Below are 21,182 nucleotides of genomic sequence, written 5' to 3' on the forward strand. Positions count from 1 at the left end.
TCTTTGCTGTGTCATTGACACTCTCGGCGATTGTTGAGCGGCTTGGTGGGCAATTGTCCGGATCTCCGGATTTGACCATTGAAGGCTTGGCGCCTCTGCAATCGGCGCATGCCCATCAAATCAGTTTTCTGAGCAATCCCAAGTACCAAAACCAACTGGCCGAAAGTGAAGCTGGTTGTGTCATTGTGGCGCCTGCTTTTGAGTCATTGGCCAGTGTTGGCCGAGCGGTGATCGTGACCGATGACCCTTACCTTTACTTTGCCAAGTTGACGCGCTTGTGGAAGCAAACGCTTGGGTCTGACCCGAGTCCGCGCATTCACCCCAGTGCAGTGGTTCATCCGCAAGCTGAGGTGGCACAGGATGCAACCATTGGTCCCCTTTGCGTGCTGGAACGCGGCTCTCGCGTGGGCCCCGGTTCCATCCTCAAATCCAGGGTGACCCTGTCTGAGGCCTGTGTGGTGGGGGCCCGGTGTATTTTGCACTCGGGTGTGGTGATTGGAGCCGATGGCTTTGGCTTTGCTCCTCACCAAGGGCAGTGGGAAAAAATCGAACAACTTGGCGCCGTTCGCATTGGTGACGATGTCGAAATTGGCGCCAACACCTGTATTGACCGGGGTGCATTGGAGGACACCGTCATTGAAGATGGCGTGAAGCTCGATAACTTGATTCAGATTGGTCACAACGTTCACATCGGGGCGCATACGGCCATGGCTGGGTGTGTGGGCGTAGCTGGCAGTGCCCGCATCGGTGCACATTGCACTGTCGGTGGCGGTGCTGTGGTGTTGGGTCATTTGACCTTGGTAGACCATGTGCACATCTCGGCAGCCTCGGTGGTCACGCGCTCCATTTTTCAGCCGGGTAACTACACCGGCATGTTTCCCTTGGACACCAACGCCAATTGGGAGAAGAACGCTGCCACCCTCAAACAACTGACCCGTTTGCGTGAACGCATCAAAGCCTTAGAGGCGGACATTCATAAAAAAAAGGAAACTTGATCATGATGGACATTCATAAGATATTGAAACAGTTGCCTCACCGCTATCCCATCTTGTTGGTTGATCGTGTCTTAGAGATTGAAAAAGGCGTTCGCATCAAGGCCCTGAAAAACGTGTCCATCAATGAACCCCACTTTCAGGGTCATTTCCCTCATCGCCCAGTGATGCCGGGTGTTTTGATGCTGGAGGCTTTGGCTCAAGCTGCTGCCTTGTTGGCTTTTGATACCTTGGGCGAAACGCCCGATGACCAGACGGTGTACTACTTTGCAGGCATTGATGGCGCACGCTTCAAGCGACCTGTGGAGCCGGGAGATCAGTTGATCCTGGAGGTAGAGCTTGACCGCATGAAATCGGGAATTTTTAAGTTCAAGGCACTCGCCAAGGTGGGCGACGAGATTGCCACCGAGGCTGAGTTGATGTGCACCATGCGGAAAATTCCGCAGGCTTGAGCAGCATGAGCAAGATTCATCCTACGGCCATCATCAGCCCGGGGGCTGAGCTTGACACTTCGGTGAGCGTGGGTCCTTACAGCTTGATCGGGCCGCATGTACGCATCGGTGCCGGCACAACCGTGGCCAGCCACTGCGTGATCGAGGGCCACACCACCATTGGTCAGGACAACCGAATTTTCCAGTTTAGCTCTTTGGGTGCAGTGCCCCAGGACAAGAAGTACAACAACGAGCCTTGTGAGTTGGTGATCGGGGACCGCAACACGATCCGCGAGTTTTGTACTCTTAACATCGGCTCGCCGGGTGACCGGGCTGTGACCTCGGTGGGTCACGACAACTGGATCATGGCCTATGTGCATCTGGCGCATGACTGTCAGGTAGGCAACCACACGATCTTTGCCAACAACACGCAACTTGCAGGCCATGTGGTGGTCGAGGATTGGGTGATCTTGGGCGGCTTCACTGTGGTACACCAGTTTTGCCGCATTGGTGCGCACAGTTTCACGGCCATGAACTCCTTGTTGTTTGCCGATCTGCCGCCTTTTGTGATGGCACAAGGCCAGCCGGCTCAAGCGCGTTCGATGAACTTTGAAGGACTGCGTCGGCGCGGGTTTTCAGCTGAACGCATCAGCGCCGTCAAGGCCATGCACAAAGCGCTGTACCGTGACGGCTTGTCGCTGAGCGATGCCATGACCCGAATTGCTGCTTTGGCCGTCCAAAACTCGGATGTCCAGCCCGATGTGGACATGATGCTGAGCTTTTTGCAAGCTGCCTCACCTCAGCGCGGGATCGTGCGTTGACACTGTCCGCAGATTTGTCCGCGCCTAAAGCCCCTGCGGGGGCTTTGTCCTTTGCCATGGTGGCAGGAGAGGCCTCAGGTGATTTGCTCGCGGGCTTGCTGATTCAAGGTCTGCACTCGCGATGGCCGCAAGCGCGTGGTGTCGGCATTGGCGGTCCACGGATGCAGGCGCAAGGTTTTGATGCGTGGTGGCCGCACGACAAGTTGGCCGTACGTGGTTATGTCGAGGTGTTGCGCCATTACCGGGGCATCGTCGCCATCCGAGACCAGTTGCGCCAGCGTTTGCTGATCCATCCGCCTGACGTGTTCATCGGGGTTGATGCACCCGATTTTAACCTCGATTTGGAGGCCGCACTCAAAGCCGAAGGCATTCCCACGGTGCATTTTGTGTGCCCCTCAATCTGGGCCTGGCGGCCTGAGCGCATCGAGAAGATTCGGGGCAGCGTAGACCACATGCTTTGTATTTTTCCCTTTGAGCCAGCACTTTTGGCCCAAGCCGGGGTGCAAGCCACCTACGTGGGCCATCCTTTGGCGCAAACCATTCCCATGCACCCGGACCGCTTGGCAGCACGCCAAGCCCTGGGCCTGGATGCACAAAGGCCAATGGTGGCGGTTTTGCCGGGCAGCAGACAGTCCGAAATTGAGCACCTGACGCCCCGCTTTGTGCGGGCTGCCCAACTCATGCAGCAACAAAACCCGGCCTTGCAATTTGTCTTGCCGGCCATCCCCAGTTTGCAGGCACGCATTCAAGCGCTGGTCGATGCGCAAGGCGGTGTGCCTGGTTTGCAGTTGCTCCACGGGCAGTCGCACACCGCGCTGGCCGCTTGTGATGTGACCTTGATTGCCAGTGGTACAGCCACTTTGGAGGCGGCTTTGTTCAAGCGACCCATGGTGATTGGTTACCACATGAACTGGCTCAGCTGGCAAATCATGAAGCGGCAACAGCTTCAACCTTGGGTAGGTTTGCCCAACATCCTGAGCGAGGACTTTGTGGTGCCTGAGTTTTTGCAAGACTGCTGCACACCCGATGCCTTGGCCCAAGCTTGCCTGTCTTGGTTGTCCGCGCCAGACCGGGTGGACGCCTTGCAGACCCGATTTCAACAATTGCACTTGGCTTTGCAGCGTGACACGGCTCAGCTCTCAACCCATGCCCTCGAAAAAGTTCTCTCGCGCTGAGCAATCCACCTTGCATTTTGGGGTCTCCGGTTTGACGGCGGGCGTGGATGAGGCCGGGCGCGGGCCTTTGGCTGGCCCGGTGGTCGCAGCAGCCGTGATTCTCGACGATTTGAAACCCATTCGCGGATTGAACGACTCGAAAAAACTCACAGCCAAGCGCCGAGAGGCCTTGTTTGATGAGATCCGGGCTCGTGCTTTGTGCTGCGCCATAGCCGAGGCGTCGGTGCAAGAAATTGACCGTCTCAACATTTTGCAAGCCACTTTGTTGGCCATGAAGCGGGCCGTGGAGGGCTTGCGCTTGCCGCCCAAATTGGTGCTGGTGGATGGCAACCGTTTGCCCTTGCTGCCCATGCAGGCCGAAGCCATTGTCCAAGGTGATGCGCTGGTGCCCGCCATCTCGGCCGCCTCTATCTTGGCCAAGGTGCACCGAGACCGTTTGTGCCTGGCGTTGCACCAACAGTACCCATTGTATGGTTTTGACCAGCATAAAGGTTATGGCACAGCGCAGCATTTGGCCGCTTTGCAAGCCCATGGCCCAGCCGACTGCCACCGCATGACCTTTGCCCCGGTGGCCAGGAGTGTGCGATGAAAACGATCAGCTCACGCGATAACCCACAGCTCAAAGCCTGGCGGCGCTTGACCCAGGACAGCACGGCTTACCGCAAGGCGGGACAGTTCTGGCTGGAAGGCGATCACCTGTGCCGCGCCGCCTTGCAACGCGGTGTGCGTCCGCTCCAGGTGGTGCTGACAGAGTCGTTTCAAGCTGAGAAAGGCGATGAGTGGCTGGGGTTGACCGATCAGGTGTTTGTGTTGCCAGATGCCTTGTTTGCCAGCCTGAGTGGTTTGGAGTCACCGGGCCGCATGGGTTTTGTGCTGGCGTGGCAAGCCGCTCATGAGGTCTTGCCTGATGCACCCACCGTCGTGCTTGACCGTTTGCAGGATGCGGGCAATGTCGGAGCCATTTTGCGCTGTGCCTCGGCTTTCGGTTACCGGCAAGTGCTGGCCATCAAGGGCACGGCGGCTTTGTGGTCAACCAAGGTGCTGCGGGCGGGCATGGGGGCGCATCTTGGCCTGCACCTCGTCGAAGCCCTCAGCGAGGCCGATCTGGCGACTTTGCATGTGCCCTTGCTCACCACCAGTTCCCACGAGGGGCCGTTTTTGCACGCCTTGTTGCAAGCGGGTGAATTGCCCCAAAAGTGTGCGTGGGTCTTCGGACACGAAGGGCAAGGCGTCAGTGCCAGTCTGATGGCCATGGCCCGGCACCAGGTGCGCATTGCCCAGCCGGGCGGTGAAGAATCCCTCAATGTGGCCACGGCGGCGGCCATCTGCCTGCATGCCAGTGCTACCGCTGGTCCCTGAGCCCATTGGCGGCTCGGCCGCAAGTTCTGCTGGGTGATTTGTCAGGGTTTACTAGCGGTCCTCAGCTATAATGAGAGGCTTTCCCGCATCAACCTGTACGCCACAGTCCATCCTAGGCCCAATCCTCGAACAAGCAGCCAAAAAGAGATCCCATCTCTGGTGAGTGCTGAGGCGTACCCGAACTATTCCGGAGAACCCAGTGCTTTTGTCTCTTCAGGGAACCTTCCCGCCCGCCATTTTGGCGCTTGCAGACGGCACGGTCTTTATCGGCAACTCGATCGGAGCCACCGGCTCCACAGTCGGCGAAGTGGTGTTCAACACCGCGCTCACTGGCTACCAAGAAATCCTCACCGACCCCAGCTATTGCCAGCAGATCGTCACTTTGACGTACCCGCACATCGGCAACTACGGCGTCAATACGGAAGACATCGAGTCTGACAAAGTCCACGCCGCTGGCTTGATCATCAAAGATCTGCCATTGATTGCCAGCAATTTCCGCTCTAACCAAACCCTGTCGGCTTATTTGACCGATGCTGGTACGGTGGCCATTGCCAACATCGACACCCGTCAACTGACCCGCATCTTGCGCACCAAGGGCGCGCAAAATGGCGCGATCGTCGGTTTGGCCAAAGGCCAATCGGTCACCCAAGCGGTCATTGACCAGGCGATTGCCGCAGCCAAGGCGGCCCCCAACATGGCGGGTCTCGATTTGGCGCAAAAAGTCACCGTGACTCAGCCTTACGACTGGACCCAAACCGAGTGGCAACTGGGTGCCGGTTATGGCACTCAGTCATCGCCCAAGTTCCATGTTGTCGCTTACGACTTCGGCGTCAAGAAAAACATCTTGCGCATGCTGGCCGAGCGCGGTTGCAAAGTGACCGTGGTGCCAGCCAAAACGCCCGCAGCTGAGGTGCTCCAACACAAACCCGATGGCATCTTCCTGTCCAACGGTCCTGGCGATCCGCAGCCTTGTGACTACGCGATTGCGGCAGCGGCAGAGCTGATCGAAACCGGTACCCCCACCTTCGGTATTTGTTTGGGTCACCAAATCATGGCCTTGGCCAGTGGTGCCAAGACCTTCAAGATGAAGTTTGGTCACCACGGCGCCAACCACCCCGTCAAAGACCTGGATTCCGGCCGCGTGTCCATCACCAGCCAGAACCACGGTTTTGCAGTAGACGAAAAGTCCTTGCCCGCCAACTTGCGTGCCACGCACGTGTCTTTGTTTGACGGCACCTTGCAGGGCCTGTCCCGCACCGACAAGCCCGCGTTCTGCTTCCAGGGTCACCCCGAAGCGTCGCCTGGCCCACACGACATTGCTTACCTCTTTGACCGCTTCATCAAACTGATGGAGGCGAAATAACATGCCAAAGCGCACCGACCTCAAAAGCATCCTCATCATTGGCGCAGGTCCGATCATCATTGGTCAGGCCTGCGAGTTCGATTACTCTGGCGTGCAGGCTTGCAAAGCCTTGCGCGAAGAAGGCTACAGAGTCATCCTAATCAACAGCAACCCTGCCACGATCATGACCGACCCGGCCACGGCTGACGTGACCTACATCGAACCCATCACTTGGCAGACGGTTGAGAAGATCATCGCCAAAGAGCGGCCCGATGCGATTTTGCCCACCATGGGAGGCCAGACCGCGCTCAACTGCGCTCTGGATTTGTGGCACCACGGCGTGCTTGAAAAATACAAAGTCGAGCTGATTGGCGCCACGCCTGAAGCCATCGACAAAGCCGAAGACCGTCTGAAGTTCAAGGACGCCATGACCAAAATCGGTCTGGGTTCGGCCCGCTCGGGTATTGCCCACAGCATGGAAGAAGCCTGGGACGTGCAAAAACGCGTCGGTTTCCCCACGGTGATTCGCCCCAGTTTCACGCTGGGTGGCACGGGTGGTGGCATCGCCTACAACCCCGAAGAATTCGAAACCATCTGCAAGCGCGGCCTGGAAGCTTCGCCGACCAACGAACTGTTGATCGAAGAATCGCTGCTCGGTTGGAAAGAGTACGAGATGGAAGTGGTACGCGACAAGGCGGACAACTGCATCATCGTCTGCTCGATTGAAAACCTAGACCCCATGGGTGTGCACACCGGTGACTCGATCACTGTGGCACCTGCACAGACGCTGACCGACAAGGAATACCAGATTCTGCGCAATGCCTCTTTGGCAGTGCTCCGCGAAATCGGTGTGGACACGGGCGGCTCGAATGTGCAGTTTTCGATCAATCCCAAAGACGGCCGTATGGTCGTCATCGAGATGAACCCTCGCGTTTCGCGTTCATCGGCATTGGCTTCCAAAGCCACCGGTTTCCCGATCGCCAAAGTGGCGGCTAAGTTGGCTGTGGGCTACACCCTCGACGAATTGCGCAACGACATCACCGGTGGCACCACGCCCGCCTCTTTCGAGCCTTCGATCGACTACGTGGTCACCAAGATCCCACGTTTTGCTTTTGAGAAATTCCCTACGGCTGACAGCCGTTTGACCACCCAGATGAAATCGGTGGGTGAGGTGATGGCCATGGGCCGCACTTTCCAGGAGTCTTTTCAGAAAGCCCTGCGCGGCCTGGAGGTCGGCGTGGACGGCATGAACGAAAAAACCCAGGACCGCGAAGTGCTGGAAAAAGAGCTGGGCGAGCCAGGCCCCGAGCGCATCTGGTACGTGGGCGACGCGTTTGCCATGGGCCTGAGCGTGGACGAGGTGTTTGCCTTGACCAAGATCGACCCTTGGTTCCTGGTACAGATTGAAGAGATCGTCAAGATCGAACTGGAGCTCGAAACCACCACACCCGAAGCCATCAGCGCTGACGAGTTGCGCGCGCTCAAGAAGAAGGGCTTCTCTGACCGCCGTCTGGCCAAGTTGCTCAAAACCACCGAGCATGTGGTGCGCGCGCGCCGCCATGCGCTGAACATCCGCCCCGTTTACAAGCGTGTGGACACCTGTGCTGCCGAGTTCTCGACCGACACCGCCTACATGTACTCCTGCTACGAAGGCCATGGTGAAGGTGAATGCGAAGCCGAACCCACGAACAACAAGAAGATCATGGTTTTGGGCGGCGGTCCGAACCGGATTGGCCAGGGCATCGAGTTTGACTACTGTTGCGTGCACGCAGCCTTGGCCATGCGCGAAGACGGTTATGAAACCATCATGGTCAACTGCAACCCCGAGACTGTGTCGACCGATTACGACACCTCGGACCGTTTGTACTTTGAGCCCGTCACCTTGGAAGACGTGCTCGAAATCGTGGACAAGGAAAAGCCTACAGGCGTCATCGTTCAGTACGGTGGCCAAACGCCTTTGAAATTGGCGCTCGACCTGGAAGCCGCGGGCGTCCCTATCATCGGCACCAGCCCCGACATGATTGACGCGGCCGAAGACCGTGAGCGTTTCCAGAAATTGCTACAAGACCTGGGACTGCGTCAGCCTCCCAATGCCACTGCTCGTACCGAGGCCGAAGCTTTGGAGAAAGCCGCCGCCTTGGGTTACCCCTTGGTGGTGCGCCCTAGCTACGTGCTGGGTGGCCGCGCCATGGAAATCGTGCACGAGCAGCGTGACCTGGAGCGCTACATGCGCGAAGCGGTCAAGGTGTCGCATGACTCGCCTGTATTGCTGGACCGTTTCTTAAACGACGCCATCGAGTGCGATGTGGACTGCCTGCGCGACCCTGAAGGCAAGACCTTCATCGGTGGCGTGATGGAGCACATCGAGCAAGCAGGTGTGCACAGCGGAGACTCGGCTTGCTCCTTGCCGCCTTACTCACTGTCTTCTGCCACGGTGGACGAACTCAAGCGCCAATCGGCCGCCATGGCAGGTGCCTTGAACGTGGTGGGCTTGATGAACGTGCAGTTTGCGATCCAGCATGTGGCTGGCGAAGACGTGATCTACGTGCTGGAAGTCAACCCCCGAGCTTCGCGCACGGTGCCCTATGTGTCCAAAGCCACGGGCATCCAGTTGGCCAAGGTTGCTGCTCGCTGCATGGCCGGCCAGTCTCTGGCGTCGCAAGGCATCGCCCATGAAGTCACGCCGCCTTATTTCAGTGTGAAAGAAGCCGTCTTCCCCTTCGTAAAGTTCCCCGGCGTGGACACTATCCTCGGCCCCGAGATGAAGTCCACAGGCGAAGTCATGGGCGTGGGCAAGACCTTTGGCGAAGCTTTTGTGAAAAGCCAACTGGGTGCAGGCACCAAGTTGCCACGCCCCACCAAAGCCGACGGCTCGCCTTCGGGCAAGGTCTTCATCTCGGTGAAAAACAACGACAAGACGCGTGCCATTGAAGTGGCCCGTCAGCTGGTGGCCCAAGGCTTTGAGCTGGTGGCCACCAAAGGCACGGCTGCTGCCATTCAGGCCGCAGGCGTGGCCTGTGCCACGGTGAACAAAGTGACCGAAGGCCGCCCGCACATCGTAGACATGATCAAAAACAACGAAGTTGTGCTGGTCATCAACACGGTCGAAGAGCGCCGCAATGCGATCGCTGATTCGCGCCACATCCGCACCTCGGCTTTGCTTAACCGTGTCACGACCTTCACAACCATCGCTGGCGCTGAAGCGGCTGTGGAGGGCATGAAGTACATGGATCAGCTGGATGTGATTTCCATCCAGGAAATGCACGCCCAACTGGTGGCATGAGCCGTGGTCTGTAGTTCTGCACCCCCGACAGGGTGCAAGGCATAATGCTGTCAATGACCGCCGAGTTTCAAAACTCGGCGGTTTGCTTTTGGAGAACCGAACATGTCAACCATCCCGATCACCAAACGTGGTGCTGAAAAACTCAAGGACGAGTTGCACCGTCTCAAAACGGTGGACCGTCCAAGCGTGATCCAGGCCATTGCTGAAGCGCGTGCTCAGGGCGATCTGAGTGAGAACGCCGAATACGATGCGGCCAAAGACCGACAAGGATTCATCGAAGGGCGGATTCAGGAAATCGAAGGCAAACTTTCGGCTGCCCAGGTCATCGACCCTGCGTCGGTGGATGCAGGAGGCCGCGTGGTGTTTGGCGCCACCGTCGAGTTGGAAGACGAGAGCTCGGGTGAGGCTGTGACCTACCAGATCGTGGGCGAAGATGAGGCCGACTTGAAACTGGGGTTGATCAACATCAGCAGCCCGATTGCTCGCGCCTTGATTGGCAAGGAAGAGGGCGATGTGGCCGAAGTGCAAGCGCCGGGCGGCGTGCGCCGTTACGAAATCGTGGGTGTGTCTTACGTTTGAGTCAAAAACAAGGCCGCTTTTCAGCAGCCTTGGTGTGTATTGTCAGCCTGATGCGGTCGGTTCGGCATTTAGTCGTGGCGACCTTTCTTGAGCGATTTTTGCTTGGGCTTGGCCCGCTTAATCTGGCCGCCAGCGGCCAGACGCTGGTTGCCCAGCACACGAACAGTTTTGACTTCAGGGCGCTGGCCACCACGTGAGCTGTATTTCAGGATCTTGAAGTCGCGGGGACCAGCCTTGCGGTCTTCATCGACGGCTTTGAGCTTGTCCGGCTGGGGTCGCCACAGGACCAGCAATTTGCCAATGTGCTGGATCGGCGCGGCGCTGAGTTGATCGGCCAGTTGCATGAACATGGCTTCGCGAGCAGCGCGGTCATCGCCCAGCACTCGGATCTTGATGAGGCCATGGGCGTTCAGGGCCGCTTCGGCTTCTTTCATGACGGCAGAAGTCAGGCCATCGCCGCCGATCATGACGACCGGATCCAGGTGGTGGGCATCGGCGCGAAAAACTTTGCGCTCGGCAGGTGTGAGTTGTATTTGAGGCATCCCCGTATTATCCCTGCAAGGACACAAAAGAATGAAAGTCAAAACCAAAAGTAAAAAGGTCAACAAAGCTTGGTTGAACGACCATGTGAATGACACCTACGTGAAACTGGCCCTGAAAGAGGGTTACCGAGCGCGGGCGGCTTACAAACTCAAGGAAATCGACGAAACTTTGGGCTTGATTCGGCCCGGCCATTTGGTGGTGGATTTGGGCTCTGCCCCCGGTGCCTGGAGCCAGTACCTGCGTCGCCGCTTGTCACCGGATGGTGCGGCCATCGGCGAGCTCAACGGCAGCATCATCGCGCTGGACATTTTGTCCATGGACCCGGTGGAAGGGGTGCAGTTCATTCAGGGGGATTTCCGCGATAACGAGGTGTCCGCTTTGCTGGAGGCAGCTTTGCAGGGGCGGCAGGCCGACGTGGTGGTGTCCGACATGGCCCCTAATTTGTCGGGCATCGAGTCCTCGGATGCTGCGCGGGTCCAGCACTTGATCGAACTGGCCGTGGAATTCACGCAAAATCACATGAAGCCTCAGGGCGCTTTGGTGGTCAAGGTCTTTCATGGCAGCGGCTACAGCCAAATCGTCAAGATGTTCAAGGAGACCTTCAAGGTGGTCAAGCCTATCAAGCCAAAATCTTCCCGGGACAAATCTTCGGAGACTTTTTTGGTGGGTATAGGCTTGATTCATGGGGACGATGGTCTTAAAACCTCCGTTCATGAGGGCTAAAACAACAAATTTCGTTTGTGGGTGGCTGTCACAGGCCTAGAATGGTGCAAGTTCATTTTTTTGATTGGAGCTCCTCTTGAATAACCCTTGGTTTTCTAAAATTGCCGTCTGGATGGTGATTGCCATGGTGCTGTTCACCTTGTTCAAGCAATTTGATAACCGTGGTGTCGCCAGCGCGAATGCCATCGGGTATTCTGATTTTCTGGAAGAGGTTCGCAGTAACCGCATCAAGAGCGCAACGATTTCTGAAAGTCCTGGTGGTACAGAAATCATCGCTATCACCTTGGATGAGCGTCGCATCAAAACCACTGCCACCTACCTCGACCGGGGTTTGGTTGGCGATTTGATCAGCAGCGGTGTCAAGTTCGACGTGAAGCCCCGTGAAGAAGGCTCTTTGCTCATGACTTTGTTGGTCAGTTGGGGACCTATGTTGCTTCTGATTGGCGTGTGGGTTTACTTCATGCGTCAGATGCAAGGCGGCGGCAAAGGTGGTGCTTTCAGCTTTGGCAAGTCCAAGGCGCGCATGATGGACGAAAACAACAACAACACCACTTTTGCGGATGTCGCTGGTTGTGATGAAGCCAAAGAAGAAGTCAAAGAGGTGGTCGATTTCTTGAAAGACCCCCAGCGCTTCCAAAAGTTAGGCGGCCGCATCCCCCGTGGGTTGCTGTTGGTGGGTCCTCCTGGCACAGGTAAGACTTTGTTGGCCAAGGGCATCGCTGGCGAAGCCAAGGTTCCATTTTTCAGCATTTCCGGATCAGATTTTGTGGAAATGTTTGTGGGCGTGGGTGCTTCGCGTGTTCGCGATATGTTTGAAAACGCCAAGAAAAACGCCCCTTGCATCATTTTCATTGACGAAATCGATGCCGTGGGTCGGCAACGTGGCGCTGGCCTAGGTGGCGGCAACGACGAGCGCGAGCAGACCTTGAATCAAATGTTAGTCGAGATGGACGGCTTTGAGACCAACTTGGGTGTGATTGTGGTGGCGGCCACCAACCGCCCAGATATTCTCGATGCTGCTTTGTTGCGCCCTGGACGTTTTGATCGTCAGGTCTATGTGACCTTGCCCGACATCCGTGGCCGCGAGCAAATCTTGAATGTGCACATGCGCAAGGTGCCAATTGGGCAAGACGTTAATGCAGCTGTGATTGCCCGTGGTACCCCTGGAATGAGCGGAGCTGATTTGGCCAATTTGTGCAACGAAGCTGCCTTGATGGCTGCTCGCCGCAACGCCCGTGTGGTGGAGATGGTTGACTTTGAAAAGGCCAAGGACAAAATCTTGATGGGGCCCGAGCGCAAGACCATGGTCATGCCTGAAGAAGAGCGTCGCAACACCGCCTACCACGAGGCCGGCCACGCTTTGATTGGTAACTTGTTGCCCAAGTGCGACCCCGTTCACAAGGTCACCATCATTCCCCGCGGCCGTGCTCTGGGTGTGACCATGAGCTTGCCAGAGAAAGACCGCTACAGTTACGACAAAGAGTACATGTTGAATCAAATCAGCATGCTATTTGGTGGTCGAATTGCCGAAGAGGTGTTCATGAACCAGATGACCACGGGTGCCAGCAACGATTTTGAGCGTGCGACTTCAATTGCCCGTGACATGGTGATGCGTTACGGTATGACCGACGCTTTGGGTCCCATGGTCTATGCAGAAAATGAGGGCGAAGTGTTCTTGGGACGATCCGTCACAAAGACCACCAACATGAGTGAATCCACCATGCAAAAGGTGGACATCGAGGTGCGCCGCATCATCGATGAGCAATACACTTTGGCCCGTCGCTTGATTGAAGAGCACAGCGCTCAAATGCATGGCATGGCCAAAGCTTTACTTGAATGGGAAACCATCGACAAGGATCAGATCGCCGACATCATGGCTGGCCGTGATCCACTGCCGCCCAAAGATTGGACACCTCGCACGCCTCCCTCGGGTGGCAACAGCGGTGGTGGTGCCCCAGTCGTTCAGACTGAACCTGCCACCACGGCGGCTTGATTCGCCGAGTCTGGCGTTCAAAAGAGCGGGGCCTTTGGCCCCGTTTTTTCATGGAAGAACTCTGATGTCACCCACACTCAAGCCAGCGTCATTGCTCAAAACCTGGAGAACCTCTCGGTTTGAATTGGATCTGCGAGAGCCTTTGGTCATGGGCATTGTCAACGTCACGCCAGACTCATTCTCCGACGGCGGTTTGCATGCAAAGACACCACAAGCCTTGCGCCATGCAGAGCAACTTTTGCACGAGGGCGCCGCCATTTTGGACATTGGAGCGGAATCTACTCGGCCTGGCGCTGAGCCTTTGCCACTGGTTGAAGAGTTGATGCGGCTTGAGCCTTTATTGCGTGAGGTGGTCCGTTGGAAAGTCCCCATTTCAGTTGATACCTACAAACCACAAGTGATGCAGGCCTGTCTTGACTGGGGAGTTGACATCGTGAATGACATTTGGGCTTTGCGTCAGCCAGGTGCGCAGCAAGTCGTTGCTGCGCACCCCAGGTGCGGTGTCTGTTTGATGCACATGCACCTGGACCCGCAAACCATGCAATTACAGCCGATGACAGGTCATGTGGTGTCTGAGGTGAATGCCTTTTTGCGCAGCCGAATAGACGCCTTGTTGCATTCGGGTGTGCAAGCGTCCAGACTGGTGGTGGATCCCGGCATAGGCTTTGGTAAAACGGTTGCGCAGAACTTTCAACTCTTGGCCCGGCAGGCCGATTTGCTGCACTCAGGTGTGCCCGTTATGGCTGGTTGGTCCAGAAAGTCTGCTTTAGGGGCGGCACTGTCGGAAGGCGAGACAGCCCCTGGTCCATCGCAAAGACAGGTGGCCAGCGTGGCCGCAGCCCTCATGGCGGTAGACCGGGGGGCTTCTGTGGTCAGGGTGCACGATGTCAAGGCCACGGTTGATGCACTCAAAATCTGGTTGGCCATGCAGCACCAGGCCGCATGCCATGAAGTGAATGTATGAAGCTCAGTTGGGGCACAAACATCGACGGCTAAAATTCTCCTTTAGTTTAAAAAATAAGGATTATCGGCATGACCCGTCAATACTTCGGCACAGACGGCATTCGCGGCACGGTGGGTCAAAGCCCCATCACGCCCGATTTCATTTTGCGTTTGGCTCATGCCGTGGGTCGCGTCTTAAAAACTCAGGAGGAGCATCCGACGGTTTTGATCGGCAAAGATACCCGCATTTCTGGCTACATGCTGGAAAGTGCTTTGGAGTCAGGCTTCAACTCTGCGGGTGTTCATGTGGTGTTGTTGGGGCCTGTGCCCACACCAGCTGTAGCCTATTTGACCCGCGCTCAACGTGCTTCATTGGGTGTGGTCATCAGTGCGAGTCACAACCCGTTTGCGGACAACGGCATCAAGTTTTTCAGCGCGCAAGGGAAAAAATTGTCAGATGCCTGGGAAGCGTCGGTCGAAGCCGCCTTGCTGGAGGACCCCGCTTGGGTTGACTCTGCAGCTCTGGGTAAAACCCGTCGCTTGGATGATGCGGGAGGCCGTTACATCGAATTTTGCAAAAGTACCTTTCCCAATGACTTGACGCTCAAGGGATTGAAAATCGTGGTGGATGGTGCAAACGGTGCCGCTTACCAAATTGCTCCCAAAGTTTTCCATGAACTGGGTGCCGAGGTGATCGCCATTGGCTGTTCACCCGATGGCCTCAACATCAACAAAGGGGTGGGGGCTACGCACCCTGAGGCCTTGGTGCAAGCTGTCAAAGCGCATCGCGCCGATTACGGCATCGCTTTGGACGGTGATGCCGACCGCTTGCAGTTTGTCGATGCAGCTGGCCGTTTGTTCAATGGCGACGAGCTTTTGTACTTGATGGTCACCGACCGCTTGGCACGCGACGAAGCCGTGCCGGGCGCTGTGGGCACTTTGATGACCAATCTGGCGGTCGAAGTGGCTTTGAAGCAGCGTGGCGTGCAGTTTGTTCGGGCCCAAGTGGGTGACCGTTATGTGCTTGAGGTCTTGCACGACAAAGGCTGGTTGTTGGGCGGGGAAGGTTCTGGTCACTTGTTGGCGCTCGACAAGCACACCACAGGGGACGGTCTGGTCAGCGCCTTGCAGGTGCTGCAAGCATGCGTGGGCAGCGGCAAGACCATGTCGCAATTGTTGGAAGGCGTCACACTTTTTCCGCAAACCCTCATCAATGTTCGTTTGACCCCGGGATTTGACTGGCAAGGTCACCCAGCTTTATGGGATGCCACGCGTGCGGCCGAGGCCGAACTGGGCGACTCGGGCCGGGTCTTGATCCGCGCCAGTGGCACAGAACCTTTGGTGCGTGTCATGGTCGAGGCGCGCGATGCGCTGCAAGCCCGTGAATGCGCAGAACAGATTGCGGCCACTTTACGATGAACCCCATCTCATCAAGCGGCACATTGGATGAAGTCTCATCCACGAGGCCTTGGACCGTTGACGCTGGCTTCAGTAAATCAGCCGATCAGGCTTGATCTCTTGCAAGATGGTGGTGGCGATTTCTTCAATCGATTTGGTGGTCGTTGAGAGCCAACGGATGCCTGAGCGGCGCATCATGGCTTCGGCTTCCGAGACTTCCATGCGGCAGTTTTCGATGCTGGCATAACGCGAATTTGGCCTGCGTTCAGCGCGGATTTCGGCCAAACGGTCTGGATGGATGCTCAGGCCGAAGATTTTTTTGCGATGAGGCACCAAGGCGGGCGGCAGTTGCTTTCGGTCAAAGTCTTCGGGAATCAAGGGGTAGTTCGCCGCTTTCAGGCCGTGCTGCATGGCCAGGTACAAGCTGGTCGGGGTTTTGCCGCTGCGACTCACACCGACCAAAATCACCTCTGCAGAATCCAAGTCGCGGTTCGATTGCCCGTCGTCGTGAGCCAGAGAAAAGTTAATGGCTTCGATTCGGTCGTGGTATTCCTTGCTTTTGCTCACATCTGAAAAACGCCCTACCCGGTGGTGCGACTTGATGCCGAGCTCGGCTTCCAGTGGGTTGACAAATGTACCAAACATGTCGAGCAGCATGCCCTGGCAATGTTCTTGAAGCACTTTGAGAACATCCATGTTCACCAGGGTGGTGAACACAATGGGTTTGGTTCCTTCCGTGTCGGCGGTGTGGTTGATCTGCCGTACCGCTTGGTGTGCTTTGTCGATGGTGTCTGTGAATGGCAACCGAACATGGCGAGACTTCATGTCGAATTGGGCCAGGATGGCGTTGCCAAAAGTTTCGGCGGTGATGCCTGTGCCGTCTGATACGAAAAAAACAGTGCGTTTTGGCATGCGAGTGATTTATTTCAATTGCAGGTGTCAACATTACCCCTAAAATCGTTCAATTATCCACAGCTGTCCGGCTCGGGGTTCTATTCAAAGAACAACACAACCCTGACCTATGCCTGGAGCCAGGTTTTAACTTTGGAGCTTTGCATGTCTGATCTTTTCAGCGAGACCGCTTTGGTCGTTCCCTTTGAGTTGTTGCGCATGACCGACGTCGAGTCGGTCGGAGGCAAAAACGCCAGCTTGGGGGAGATGATTTCCCAACTGCCCTCTGGTGTGCGTGTTCCCACAGGCTTTGCTACCACCGCCTACGCTTTTCGCCAATTTTTGGCTTATGGTGGCCTGACGGAGCGCATCAATGCCCGACTAGACGCCCTTGACACAGATGATGTGCGCGCCTTGGCCGTCGCGGGGGCCGAAATCCGTGCCATGGTCGAGGCCCAGCCCTTTCCCGTTGACTTGGAAAAAGCCATTCGTGAGGAGTTTGGGCGATTGCAGGACAGCAATGTTGAGGCCTCTTTTGCAGTACGTTCTTCAGCTACGGCCGAAGATTTGCCCGATGCCTCTTTTGCCGGTCAGCAAGAAACCTTTTTGAACGTGGTCGGCATCGATGATGTGCTGCACAAGATGAAAGAGGTGTTTGCCTCGCTTTACAACGACCGTGCCATCAGCTACCGCGTGCACAAAGGCTTTGCTCACGCGGATGTTGCGTTGTCAGCGGGTGTGCAGCGCATGGTGCGCTCTGATTTGGGTGCGGCTGGCGTCATGTTCACCATTGATACCGAGTCGGGCTTCGAAGACGTGGTTTTCATCACCTCGAGCTACGGTTTGGGCGAGACGGTGGTGCAAGGCGCAGTTAACCCTGACGAGTTTTATGTCCACAAGCCGATGCTGGCAGCTGGCAAGCGCAGCGTGATCCGTCGCAACCTAGGCTCTAAGCTCCTTGAGATGGTGTTCGCCAGTGCCCAAGAAAAAGCTGCTTCGGGCAAGCTGGTCAAAACCACCGACGTTCCTACCGAGCTGCGCAACCGCTACAGCTTGACCGATGACGAGGTCGAGCAATTGGCCCGTTATGCGGTGGTCATCGAGCAGCATTACGGTCGCCCTATGGACATCGAGTGGGGCAAAGATGGCAACGATGGCTTGCTTTACATCTTGCAGGCCCGCCCTGAAACCGTGAAAAGCCAGGCCATGGGTTCGCCCGAGTTGCGTTACAAGCTCATAGGCAAAAGCGCCATCTTGGCCGAAGGCAGGGCGATTGGCCAAAAAATTGGCACCGGTCCGGTACGCTTGGTTCACCACATCAGTGAGATGGACCAAGTTCAGCCGGGCGATGTGTTGGTGACTGACATGACCGACCCCAACTGGGAACCTGTGATGAAGCGCGCCAGTGCCATTGTGACCAATCGAGGCGGACGCACTTGCCACGCCGCTATCATTGCTCGCGAGTTGGGTATTCCCGCGGTGGTCGGTTGTGGCAATGCCACCGAGCATTTGACGGAAGGCAGTCTGGTCACCGTCAGTTGTGCCGAGGGCGATACCGGGCGCATTTACGATGGACTGCTCGAAACCGAAGTCAGCGAGATCCAGCGCGGTGTGCTGCCCGATATCAAGACCAAGATCATGATGAACGTGGGCAACCCACAGCTGGCCTTTGACTTTGCCCAGCTGCCCAACGCCGGTGTCGGTCTGGCCCGTTTGGAGTTCATCATCAACAACAACATCGGCGTTCACCCCAAGGCCATCCTGGACTATCCTGCCATCGATGCCGACCTGAAAAAAGCCGTTGAATCGGTGGCCCGTGGCCACGCTTCTCCCCGTGCCTTTTATGTCGACAAGGTCGCTGAAGGTGTGGCCAGCATCGCCGCCGCCTTCTGGCCTAAGCCGGTCATCGTGCGTTTGTCCGACTTCAAGAGCAACGAGTACCGCAAACTGATTGGCGGCAGCCGCTACGAGCCAGAGGAAGAAAACCCGATGCTGGGCTTCCGTGGCGCGGCGCGCTACATCAGCGCAGACTTTGGTGAAGCTTTTGCCATGGAGTGCGAGGCCCTCAAACGGGTTCGAGGCGAGATGGGCCTGACCAACGTGCAGATCATGGTGCCCTTTGTGCGCACCTTGGGGCAGGCCGAAAAGGTCACCCAACTGCTGGCCAGCCAAGGCTTGCGCCGTGGTGAGAATGCGCTCAAGATCGTCATGATGTGCGAAGTGCCCAGCAACGCCATCCTTGCCGAGCGCTTCCTGGAGTTCTTTGACGGTTTCTCGATTGGCTCGAACGACCTCACACAACTGACCTTGGGTCTGGACCGCGACTCTGGCTTGGAGCTGTTGGCCGCTGACTTTGATGAACGTGATCCTGCTGTGACCGCATTGATCTCACAAGCCATCAAAGCCTGTTTGGCGCAGGGCAAATACATCGGCATTTGTGGTCAGGGCCCCTCGGACCATCCGGATTTTGCGCATTGGTTGATGGACCAAGGTATTAGCTCCATTTCGCTGAACCCGGACACCGTCATTGAGACTTGGACCAACTTGGGCCGTTAAGTCATAGGAGGCGCATGGCGATGAGCAATTCTTCCAACATCGCCATGTCGACCTCATACCGATGGCGGCTTCATCGCAACGTTCTTATTTACCTTTTTTTTCTTCTGAGTTTGATCGGCGCCCTGGCTTGGGCCGAGAGCGCTGGTTTGTCGAAAAACCTGATTGGTCCCATTTTTCTGTTCAGTACAGTGATGATTTATGCCTTGATTGGCATATCAGGCAGGACCACCAACGAAGATGAGTATTACGTGGCAGGGCGGCGCATTCCCGCCATGTACAACGGCATGGCCACTGCAGCCGATTGGATGAGTGCGGCCTCTTTCATCAGCTTGGCTGGCGCGCTTTACTTGCAAGGGTATTCCGGCAGTGGCAACCAACCCGGAGGCTTGGCTTATGTGATTGGCTGGACGGGGGGCTTTTGTCTCGTTGCCCTCTTGATCGCGCCTCAATTGCGTGCCATGCGCTTGTACACCTTGCCCGATTATTTTGACCATCGTTACGGTGGACGTTGGCCACGGGTGATTGCTGCTTTGGCGTCCGTATTGTGTTCTTTCACTTACATCGTCGCGCAAATTTATGGCATTGGCTTGATCGCTTCCCGTTTGACGGGCGTTCAGTTCGAGATCGGTATTTTGTTGGGCTTGGGCGGAGTTTTGTTGTGTTCATTTTTGGGTGGCATGCGCGCCATCACTTGGACACAGGTGGCGCAATACATCATGCTCTTGTTGGCATTCATGATTCCTGTGTCTTGGCTGGCCTACAAGCAATTGGGCAATCCTGTGGCACCCTTGGTGTATGGCACCCAACTCTCAGCCATTGCGGCCATTGAACAACGCCTCATGGACGATCCTGCTGAGTTGGAAGTGCGGCGCGAATATGCGCAACGCGCCAAGGTCTATGCTGCTCGCTTACAGGATGTGGAAGGGGCAATTGTTCAATTGCAACAAGAACTCGAAGGCAAGATTCAAACACTCAAGGCCCAAGGTGCTGACTTCGCAACGATTGCCCAGATTCGCAGAGAACTGTTGGCCGTGCCGCAAGAGCCGGCAAAGGCGAGGGAGGAGTGGACGCGAGCCAAGCTCGAAAACCTGGAAAGATCTCGCCCCTTGGGCGGTATGCCCGCACATTCGCAGTCATTTACTGGCGACCCTGAAGGGGGTGTTGCGCAAGAACGCCTTTTCAATGAATCGAGACTGAACTTTTTGGCTTTGATCTTTTGTCTTATGGTTGGTACGGCAGGTTTGCCTCATCTTTTGACACGCTTTTACACTCTGCCCAGTGTGGCCGAAACACGAAGTTCTGTGGCTTGGTCTTTGTTGTTCATTGGCTTGATCTACCTCAGTGTCCCTGCTTTGGCCGTATTGGTGAAGTTTGAGGTACTCAATAACTTGGTGGGTAGCCGCTTTGACACGTTGCCCAGTTGGATGGCTCAATGGTCACGGATGGATTCAGAGTTGCTGTCATTCTCTGATGTCAACGGAGACGGTATTTTGCAGCTTGGAGAGTTGAAATTGGGGGCAGACATGATCATGTTGGCCACGCCGGAATTGGGGGGTATGCCTTTCGTTGTTTCGGGATTGGTGGCTGCAGGCGGTTTGGCTGCAGCGCTTTCGACGGCCGATGGTTTACTTTTGACCATCAGCAACGCTTTGGTGCGCGATATGCGACCCAATACCGGCAGCGGCCCCCAATCTGCTGAAGGGAGGGTGATTTTGTCCAAGTTTGCGCTGTTGGCTGTGGCCATGTTGGCGGCTGTGGTGGCGGCGTTCAAGCCTGCTGAAATTTTGGCTTTGGTTTCGGCTTCTTTTTCTTTGGCAGCATCTGCCTTTTTCCCGGGCATGGTCTTGGGCATGCTGTGGCCCCGGGTGCACAGGCCTGCGGTGGTGATGGGCATGTTGTCGGGTTTGGGCGTGACCATTTTTTACATGTTGGTCAATGCGCCTGGTTTCAGGCATTTTTGGGGCATGGATCCATTTGCGGGGCTTTGGTGGGGCATTCAGCCACTGTCAGCTGGGGTGTTTGGTGTGCCTGTGGGTTTTGGTGTGATGCTTTTGGTTACATGGCTGATGCCTCAGCGTTTCATTCGCCAGACAGCAGAATCCTCGGCGACAAGGCGCAAAGTTTCTGAAAGCTTTCCAGGGCTGTGATGTTAAG

Annotated in this window: 17 protein-coding genes; 15 read left to right on the plus strand and 2 right to left on the minus strand. The window is 56.3% G+C overall.

Annotation, left to right across the window (positions count from 1 at the left end; all coding sequences use genetic code 11):
* Nucleotides 1-8 precede the first annotated feature (8 nt).
* From lpxD to greA, 9 genes are all read left to right on the plus strand, one after another.
* Complete coding sequence (lpxD, locus tag ABWQ00_RS10205; protein WP_353238567.1) at nt 9-995, plus strand: UDP-3-O-(3-hydroxymyristoyl)glucosamine N-acyltransferase; 987 nt, start codon at nt 9-11, stop codon at nt 993-995.
* A 2-nt stretch (nt 996-997) separates the two neighbouring features.
* Nucleotides 998-1,444, plus strand: a complete 447-nt coding sequence (gene fabZ, locus ABWQ00_RS10210) for a 3-hydroxyacyl-ACP dehydratase FabZ (RefSeq protein ID WP_353238568.1) — start codon at nt 998-1,000, stop codon at nt 1,442-1,444.
* A 5-nt stretch (nt 1,445-1,449) separates the two neighbouring features.
* On the plus strand, nt 1,450-2,244 hold the full coding sequence (gene lpxA / locus ABWQ00_RS10215; RefSeq protein WP_353238569.1) for an acyl-ACP--UDP-N-acetylglucosamine O-acyltransferase: 795 nt from the start codon (nt 1,450-1,452) through the stop codon (nt 2,242-2,244).
* 56 nt (nt 2,245-2,300) lie between these two features.
* Complete coding sequence (gene lpxB, locus ABWQ00_RS10220; RefSeq protein WP_353238594.1) at nt 2,301-3,419, plus strand: lipid-A-disaccharide synthase; 1,119 nt, start codon at nt 2,301-2,303, stop codon at nt 3,417-3,419.
* The gene (rnhB, locus tag ABWQ00_RS10225; RefSeq protein WP_353238570.1) at nt 3,391-4,008 is read left to right on the plus strand and encodes a ribonuclease HII; all 618 of its coding nucleotides are present in this window, start codon (nt 3,391-3,393) and stop codon (nt 4,006-4,008) included. Before lpxB ends, rnhB begins: the two co-directional genes overlap by 29 nt.
* Nucleotides 4,005-4,778: a TrmH family RNA methyltransferase gene (locus ABWQ00_RS10230; protein WP_353238571.1), complete on the plus strand. Its 774-nt coding sequence runs from the start codon at nt 4,005-4,007 to the stop codon at nt 4,776-4,778. Before rnhB ends, ABWQ00_RS10230 begins: the two co-directional genes overlap by 4 nt.
* Before the next feature lie 199 nt (nt 4,779-4,977).
* The gene (gene carA / locus ABWQ00_RS10235) at nt 4,978-6,141 is read left to right on the plus strand and encodes a glutamine-hydrolyzing carbamoyl-phosphate synthase small subunit (protein ID WP_353238572.1); all 1,164 of its coding nucleotides are present in this window, start codon (nt 4,978-4,980) and stop codon (nt 6,139-6,141) included.
* A 1-nt stretch (nt 6,142) separates the two neighbouring features.
* A complete protein-coding gene (carB, locus tag ABWQ00_RS10240; RefSeq protein ID WP_353238573.1) occupies nt 6,143-9,403 on the plus strand; it encodes a carbamoyl-phosphate synthase large subunit in 3,261 nt (1,086 codons plus the stop codon).
* A gap of 102 nt (nt 9,404-9,505) precedes the next feature.
* Nucleotides 9,506-9,982, plus strand: coding sequence for a transcription elongation factor GreA (gene greA / locus ABWQ00_RS10245; protein ID WP_353238574.1), 477 nt, complete (start codon nt 9,506-9,508; stop codon nt 9,980-9,982).
* Nucleotides 9,983-10,050: 68 nt separating this feature from the next.
* Here greA and ABWQ00_RS10250 read toward each other — a convergent pair whose 3' ends face one another.
* Nucleotides 10,051-10,524 (minus strand): YhbY family RNA-binding protein, encoded by a 474-nt coding sequence (locus ABWQ00_RS10250; RefSeq protein WP_353238575.1) that lies wholly within the window; start codon nt 10,522-10,524, stop codon nt 10,051-10,053.
* A gap of 31 nt (nt 10,525-10,555) precedes the next feature.
* Between ABWQ00_RS10250 and ABWQ00_RS10255 the strand changes: the two genes are divergently transcribed.
* The 4 genes from ABWQ00_RS10255 to glmM all read left to right on the plus strand — a co-directional run bounded on the left by ABWQ00_RS10255 (nt 10,556) and on the right by glmM (nt 15,602).
* Entirely contained in the window at nt 10,556-11,248 is a 693-nt protein-coding gene (locus ABWQ00_RS10255) for an RlmE family RNA methyltransferase (protein WP_353238576.1), read from the plus strand.
* A 76-nt stretch (nt 11,249-11,324) separates the two neighbouring features.
* Complete coding sequence (gene ftsH / locus ABWQ00_RS10260; protein WP_353238577.1) at nt 11,325-13,241, plus strand: ATP-dependent zinc metalloprotease FtsH; 1,917 nt, start codon at nt 11,325-11,327, stop codon at nt 13,239-13,241.
* 64 nt (nt 13,242-13,305) lie between these two features.
* On the plus strand, nt 13,306-14,205 hold the full coding sequence (gene folP, locus ABWQ00_RS10265) for a dihydropteroate synthase (RefSeq protein ID WP_353238578.1): 900 nt from the start codon (nt 13,306-13,308) through the stop codon (nt 14,203-14,205).
* Between the two features lie 68 nt (nt 14,206-14,273).
* Nucleotides 14,274-15,602: a phosphoglucosamine mutase gene (gene glmM / locus ABWQ00_RS10270; protein WP_353238579.1), complete on the plus strand. Its 1,329-nt coding sequence runs from the start codon at nt 14,274-14,276 to the stop codon at nt 15,600-15,602.
* 69 nt (nt 15,603-15,671) lie between these two features.
* Here glmM and ppsR read toward each other — a convergent pair whose 3' ends face one another.
* Complete coding sequence (gene ppsR, locus ABWQ00_RS10275; protein ID WP_353238580.1) at nt 15,672-16,493, minus strand: posphoenolpyruvate synthetase regulatory kinase/phosphorylase PpsR; 822 nt, start codon at nt 16,491-16,493, stop codon at nt 15,672-15,674.
* Between the two features lie 144 nt (nt 16,494-16,637).
* Here ppsR and ppsA point away from each other — a divergent pair, with 144 nt between their 5' ends.
* Nucleotides 16,638-19,028, plus strand: coding sequence for a phosphoenolpyruvate synthase (ppsA, locus tag ABWQ00_RS10280; protein WP_353238581.1), 2,391 nt, complete (start codon nt 16,638-16,640; stop codon nt 19,026-19,028).
* Between the two features lie 14 nt (nt 19,029-19,042).
* Nucleotides 19,043-21,175 carry a VC_2705 family sodium/solute symporter gene (locus ABWQ00_RS10285; protein ID WP_353238582.1) on the plus strand — a complete coding sequence of 711 codons (2,133 nt, stop codon included), beginning with the start codon at nt 19,043-19,045 and terminating at the stop codon, nt 21,173-21,175.
* The last annotated feature ends 7 nt before the right edge of the window (nt 21,176-21,182 follow it).

Source organism: Limnohabitans sp., assembly GCF_040400975.1.
Taxonomy (GTDB): Bacteria; Pseudomonadota; Gammaproteobacteria; order Burkholderiales; family Burkholderiaceae_C; genus Limnohabitans_A.

What these genes read in the sequence shown, in the direction of transcription:
- carB (WP_353238573.1), top strand. Translation starts at nt 6,143, where the DNA reads ATGCCAAAGCGCACCGACCTCAAAAGCATCCTCATCATTGGCGCAGGT.
- lpxB (WP_353238594.1), top strand. Translation starts at nt 2,301, where the DNA reads ATGGTGGCAGGAGAGGCCTCAGGTGATTTGCTCGCGGGCTTGCTGATT.
- ABWQ00_RS10255 (WP_353238576.1), top strand. Translation starts at nt 10,556, where the DNA reads ATGAAAGTCAAAACCAAAAGTAAAAAGGTCAACAAAGCTTGGTTGAAC.
- ABWQ00_RS10230 (WP_353238571.1), top strand. Translation starts at nt 4,005, where the DNA reads ATGAAAACGATCAGCTCACGCGATAACCCACAGCTCAAAGCCTGGCGG.
- ppsR (WP_353238580.1), bottom strand. Translation starts at nt 16,493, where the DNA reads ATGCCAAAACGCACTGTTTTTTTCGTATCAGACGGCACAGGCATCACC.
- greA (WP_353238574.1), top strand. Translation starts at nt 9,506, where the DNA reads ATGTCAACCATCCCGATCACCAAACGTGGTGCTGAAAAACTCAAGGAC.
- rnhB (WP_353238570.1), top strand. Translation starts at nt 3,391, where the DNA reads ATGCCCTCGAAAAAGTTCTCTCGCGCTGAGCAATCCACCTTGCATTTT.
- fabZ (WP_353238568.1), top strand. Translation starts at nt 998, where the DNA reads ATGATGGACATTCATAAGATATTGAAACAGTTGCCTCACCGCTATCCC.
- folP (WP_353238578.1), top strand. Translation starts at nt 13,306, where the DNA reads ATGTCACCCACACTCAAGCCAGCGTCATTGCTCAAAACCTGGAGAACC.
- lpxA (WP_353238569.1), top strand. Translation starts at nt 1,450, where the DNA reads ATGAGCAAGATTCATCCTACGGCCATCATCAGCCCGGGGGCTGAGCTT.
- ABWQ00_RS10250 (WP_353238575.1), bottom strand. Translation starts at nt 10,524, where the DNA reads ATGCCTCAAATACAACTCACACCTGCCGAGCGCAAAGTTTTTCGCGCC.
- glmM (WP_353238579.1), top strand. Translation starts at nt 14,274, where the DNA reads ATGACCCGTCAATACTTCGGCACAGACGGCATTCGCGGCACGGTGGGT.
- ppsA (WP_353238581.1), top strand. Translation starts at nt 16,638, where the DNA reads ATGTCTGATCTTTTCAGCGAGACCGCTTTGGTCGTTCCCTTTGAGTTG.
- ABWQ00_RS10285 (WP_353238582.1), top strand. Translation starts at nt 19,043, where the DNA reads ATGGCGATGAGCAATTCTTCCAACATCGCCATGTCGACCTCATACCGA.